Here is a 4,755-nt window from a genome sequence, read left to right on the forward strand (position 1 = left end):
CATGATGCTTGCAGTAGAAAATCGCGAATCAGAAGATTCTCGAACTTTAGGCGAGTTGTTTGCATACTTCATGGATGAGGTGGCCGATGTAACATTCATCTATGCTTTTAACATCATTATGGAGATTTTCTCAAACATGATGATAGAAGAATTTGATCTCGATGAAGAAAAAATATCTTTAATGATAGACAAGTTTGTATCTGCACTTACACCATCCATGCAACGTCATCTTCAGGCAGCATGATTGGTACTTAATTGCCAATTTTTATTGAATTATCAAGGTTCAACCGCAGTTTTGTAACTGCGAAGTTTCAGTAATTAACATAAGAAAATTGGAAAAGTCTGGTATTACTAGAGAGACAATTCAGGATTTTTGCGATGCTGTATATGATTTTGTGGAGGATGGAACATACTTCAGTTCACAATCAATAAAAAAAGCAGGATTCGAATCAGACCTATATGATTATGGCTTTTCTGATTGGTTCTATGCAAATCTTTTATTATCTGATGACAGATTTGCATTTGCTACAATGTTTGGAAACATAATTTTGTATAAAGGCAGAGAGGATATAACCATTAAGTCTTTTGAACAGGAGATAATCAAACAATATGAGAGCATAGATGCTTATGACTTAATGAGTGAACTTGAGAATAAATATGGTTGCGTAGTTCCGGATAAATCCACAGTTGTATATAAAGTACATGATACTGAAGTGTATCATGATAAGATTCTTGACAGGCTGTATGCTAACAAAGATCTATATTATCAGGAAATTGAAGAAGGGGGACTTTGATTATGACATCTGAGATGAAAGAGAATCTCCTTCGGGAACTAAAAAAACTGCACGAACGGAACGAACTTTCAAAGATGGTTGGTCCTGAATACTTTGAACCTGGAATGATGGAATATTTGGATAAATCAGAAGGACTATTTGATGAAACAACAGGTAATATAACTATTCGGTTTGAGTCTAAAGGAACACGTTACGAAGGCAGAACGGAACAGATTGAAAAGGTTCATGTTGGTGATGTTATCCAAGTTGCAAGAGAAAAAGATAATCCATACAATTCGAATAATTTCGTGCTGCTGACAAAACGAGGACAGGATGTGGGCAATATGCCTGCAGAATTATGTAACGCGATTGCTCCACTATTTGATGGGGGGGACCTGATATTTGAGTCAGCAGTAGTGAGCTTTGTGGAACCTATTTCTAAAAGAAGCAGGCACGCAAAGCAAGCTATGCTATTTGTGGAACTTAGGGCAAAAATATTATAAGGAGGGAAAAATGTCAGTCAGTTCAGAATTTGTAATCCATTGTAAAAATGAATTACAGGTAAAGGAAATTGAAAATTTTCCAGCAAAACTTTCTGGAAATGGTCAAGACTATGCTATTTCAGAAGAAATGAAAGTACAGGGTAACAAAGTACTGTTTTCTGACTGCTTTTGCATGGATGATTTTGAGAATGTATTACCAGAATTGTGTAAATTTTTAGGAGAAACTCAGCAAGGTTGACCTTGTCTATGCTGTAAGAATCCCCCATTTCCTGTTTCATCTTATCCACTGCTTGTGTTAAGATTTCTTGTAAGTCATTACTGATGCTTTTTCTATACATTTTCCTCCTATCTGATGCGTTGGCTAACATCAGTTTAGGACAAAAGATAAGTTCAGTAATGACTTTTTGGTTGTTTTAATTCGATGATTTTTGGCTAAAATAATCCGATGATAATTGGCGGTTATCGCCCGATGCTAACACTATTTCGATCCTGTGGAACATCAATTTCGAACTCCCCATACTTGCTTCTTACAGTCTTTGGCTTGGTTCCATTACGATAATTGGGCTCATCATCACGCTCATATTTTTCATAGCCCAGATGCTCATTCATTTCAGTTTCAAGCATCGATTGAATGGTTCCGGAAAGAAGATCCTAAAGTGCTTCTTGGATATCATCAGCTGTCTGGATATCATACTCATCAAGCAATCCTTGGATAACTGCCTTCTTTCCTTCTGTCATTGGTTTCGATTTGTAAACATCTCTTTTCTTGTTTGCCATTATAAAAGGCCTCCCTTGATAATATAAAATTTTATCATAGAAGACTTTTATAATTGACTTATATTAAATTTACAGAGATTTTTTCAAACCCTCAATTTTTTTCGTAATTCAAATCTCTTTTACATTCGTGTTCCTATATCATCGTCAGACAGTTTTATTCCGGTAGTTCCGATTTGCTCTACGACATAAGAAGCAACAGCATTTCCATATTTGCAACAAGTATGAATATCTGATCCTTTGAGTAGTCCATATGTGAACCCTGCTACAAAACTGTCACCGGCACCTGTAGTATCAATGGCTGATACTTTAAAGGAAGGGACATTTTTGGTCACTTTTCCATCGCTGTAAACACAGCCGGCACTTCCACACTTGATAACAACATTTTTGGCTCCATGAGCGCGAAAAATATCAATATTTTTATAAATGTCACTTTCTCCTGTGAGAAGCGCTGCCTCTTTTTCATTAGGTACGATATAGTCTATATATTCCAGGAGCTCTGCTATGTCTCGGATATTTTCTCCCTTTTTTGCAGTTGTCATATCACATATAAGGACTCTGCTGGGCTTTTCTTTGATTTTGGAAAACACTTTTCTCATTTCCTTTATCCCAAGTTCATGTGATACAAACATGCTGGCAAAGCAGACAATATCTGCAAATTCATCGGCGTGAGGTAAAATATGCTCTACTGACAACCGTCTTAAGCTGCTCCTGGGATTAGTTATGAAGAACCGCTCTCCGGATGCATCATTTAGAACGATATTCATTCCGGTTGTCATGCCATCGCATACAGTTATTTTATCTGTATTTATGCCGCTGCTCTTTAGGTAGTTCAGTATCCTTTTACCGTTTTCATCGTCACCGACAACAGATACCAGTTCACTATCTACGCCAAGAGATGAAAGCATTACAGCTTCATTCAGAGCATCCCCGCCGTATGTTACTGCCATATTTTCTACAGGCACAGAGCCTGCTTCAAATAAATTACTTGAAACAGGCCCTGCATGTACATCTGTTATTGCTGCCCCAATAATTGTAACTTTTTTCTCCACCATCTTCCCTCGTTTTTTACATTTTTGGCATATCACTATGAAGCTTTGATGCTAACATTTCCACAAGTCCGTCTGTCTGTGTGGGGAATGCCCAGATTGTTCCCATAATAATCTCCATAGTCATACGTCCATATATTATCATTGTAATAATATAAATCATTTCTCTGGCCAGATCACCATAAATCTCTGCTCCGACCAGATAATTATCCATATCCAGTATAATAGTAATTTCTGCATCTGTCTCATTTCTAAACTCGAATGCAAGTAATTTTCCAAACTCTACTTTGTCTATATGATATTTATCAGGCTCCTTAAGTGCCTGATTTACCGTAATTCCGGCTGCAGCACTAGGCAGTGTAAATACTACATTTGGAGCCAATGCTAACAACCCAGTTGTGTTTTGATACTTATAACGGATTGTTTCAATAGTTGATATGACTTATTATAATATGAGCTAATCTATGGTTGTAAAATAGGCTATTTTGTTTTTATGATGTATCAGCGAGAAAACTCCTTCCGACATAGTCGGTGGGGGATGAATCGCTGACCCTCAGCGCTTTACTTTGCTGTATCGCCCGGTTTTTTCATATTTTCTTTTGTGGTCATCCGTGCGCTGGCTTTTTATATATTTTTTCACTGTCTCAAGTGAAACGGATCCCGTTGTGGCGCAAAAATAGCTCCTGCTCCAGAAAAGAGCATCTCCCCACAGATATTTTTCTATATGTTCACGGTATTTGATCCTGACTTCTTTAGAGAGCTGGGATTTTAAGGTGTTGATCAGTTTCACCGGAGCAACATCCGGAGGCATGGAAATAAGCATGTGTATATGATCCTCATCTGTCTCGGCAGAAAGCATATCGCAGTTCATCCTTCCACACAGATAAGCCGCGTGATTTTTCATGAAATCCCCCATCTCATTGGTTATCACCTTTTTCCTGAACTTAGTGACAAAAATGATATGATAGGTAAGCAGGTAAACGGAATGTGAACCTCTTCTGTAGTTATCCATAAAAACTCCTTCCGAAAAGAACAAATGTTTTGATTATTCTTAAAATTTATGCTATAATACTAATATAATCTTTTGGAAAAGGAAACTCAACTGTGTACAGAACAAGACAGTACAGAATAACTAAAAACAACACACTATACAGTTACTGTCAGGATATATGCAGGGCATCTGCAGTTCTTTACAACAGGGCGAATTTCATCATCCGACAGTATGCTTCTGCCATAGAGGCATTTGACTCTTACAGGCCTCTTTTTCCCAATCAGATGCAGGTGTATAAACTTGTAAGTGAAAACCTTGAAGGGACAAAATACCATGCAGCTGGCTCATGGCTTTCTTATAATGCCCTTGACTATCTTTTGAAGAGTACCAGGGATAAGGCATACTATGGGCTTCCTTCTCAGGCTAACCAGCAGATACTTAAGCTTCTTCTTAGGGATTACAAATCATTTTTTAAAGCAGTGAAGACATACGCCAAGACACCATCTGCATTTACGGGGCGTCCCCGCATGCCGGGTTATGTACGCCAGGGAAAATACAAGACTGCCATCCTTACGAATCAGATATGCAGGATAAAGGATGATTCCTATATACGTTTTCCCGGAACAACAGATACTTTAAAACTTGGCAGGGACCTTCCCCAGCCC

The 4,755-nt window shown here is 37.9% G+C and carries 6 protein-coding genes and 3 pseudogenes; 5 read left to right on the plus strand and 4 right to left on the minus strand.

The annotated features are described in order from the left end of the window. The 4 genes and pseudogenes from G622_RS26270 to G622_RS0119690 all read left to right on the plus strand — a co-directional run. Nucleotides 1-244 (plus strand): annotated as a pseudogene (locus G622_RS26270) (IS4 family transposase); the annotation flags it as partial. A gap of 88 nt (nucleotides 245-332) precedes the next feature. Then, nucleotides 333-794 (plus strand): hypothetical protein, encoded by a 462-nt coding sequence (locus G622_RS0119680; protein ID WP_026512071.1) that lies wholly within the window; start codon nucleotides 333-335, stop codon nucleotides 792-794. A 2-nt stretch (nucleotides 795-796) separates the two neighbouring features. Then, nucleotides 797-1,276, plus strand: a complete 480-nt coding sequence (locus tag G622_RS0119685; RefSeq protein ID WP_026512072.1) for an HIRAN domain-containing protein — start codon at nucleotides 797-799, stop codon at nucleotides 1,274-1,276. Nucleotides 1,277-1,286: 10 nt separating this feature from the next. Continuing rightward, nucleotides 1,287-1,514, plus strand: coding sequence for a hypothetical protein (locus G622_RS0119690; RefSeq protein ID WP_026512073.1), 228 nt, complete (start codon nucleotides 1,287-1,289; stop codon nucleotides 1,512-1,514). A 239-nt stretch (nucleotides 1,515-1,753) separates the two neighbouring features. Here G622_RS0119690 and G622_RS27200 read toward each other — a convergent pair. From G622_RS27200 to tnpA, 4 genes and pseudogenes are all read right to left on the minus strand, one after another. Further along, a pseudogene (locus G622_RS27200) lies at nucleotides 1,754-2,053 on the minus strand (transposase); the annotation flags it as partial. Nucleotides 2,054-2,172: 119 nt separating this feature from the next. Further along, on the minus strand, nucleotides 2,173-3,105 hold the full coding sequence (locus tag G622_RS0119700; RefSeq protein ID WP_026512074.1) for a carbohydrate kinase family protein: 933 nt from the start codon (nucleotides 3,103-3,105) through the stop codon (nucleotides 2,173-2,175). Between the two features lie 13 nt (nucleotides 3,106-3,118). After that, the gene (locus G622_RS0119705; protein WP_026512075.1) at nucleotides 3,119-3,481 is read right to left on the minus strand and encodes a hypothetical protein; all 363 of its coding nucleotides are present in this window, start codon (nucleotides 3,479-3,481) and stop codon (nucleotides 3,119-3,121) included. 171 nt (nucleotides 3,482-3,652) lie between these two features. Further along, nucleotides 3,653-4,111 carry an IS200/IS605 family transposase gene (tnpA, locus tag G622_RS23905; protein ID WP_044958191.1) on the minus strand — a complete coding sequence of 153 codons (459 nt, stop codon included), beginning with the start codon at nucleotides 4,109-4,111 and terminating at the stop codon, nucleotides 3,653-3,655. A gap of 92 nt (nucleotides 4,112-4,203) precedes the next feature. On the opposite strand from tnpA, the pseudogene G622_RS0119715 reads away from it, so the two are divergent. Then, a pseudogene (locus G622_RS0119715) lies at nucleotides 4,204-4,755 on the plus strand (RNA-guided endonuclease InsQ/TnpB family protein); the annotation flags it as partial.

It is taken from the genome of Butyrivibrio sp. LC3010 (assembly GCF_000424385.1).
In the GTDB taxonomy this organism is placed as follows: domain Bacteria; phylum Bacillota; class Clostridia; order Lachnospirales; family Lachnospiraceae; genus Butyrivibrio.

Excerpts from the sequence above, each read along its gene's own strand:
- G622_RS0119685 (WP_026512072.1), top strand. The coding sequence starts at position 797 with ATGACATCTGAGATGAAAGAGAATCTCCTTCGGGAACTAAAAAAACTG.
- G622_RS0119690 (WP_026512073.1), top strand. The coding sequence starts at position 1,287 with ATGTCAGTCAGTTCAGAATTTGTAATCCATTGTAAAAATGAATTACAG.
- G622_RS0119700 (WP_026512074.1), bottom strand. The coding sequence starts at position 3,105 with ATGGTGGAGAAAAAAGTTACAATTATTGGGGCAGCAATAACAGATGTA.
- tnpA (WP_044958191.1), bottom strand. The coding sequence starts at position 4,111 with ATGGATAACTACAGAAGAGGTTCACATTCCGTTTACCTGCTTACCTAT.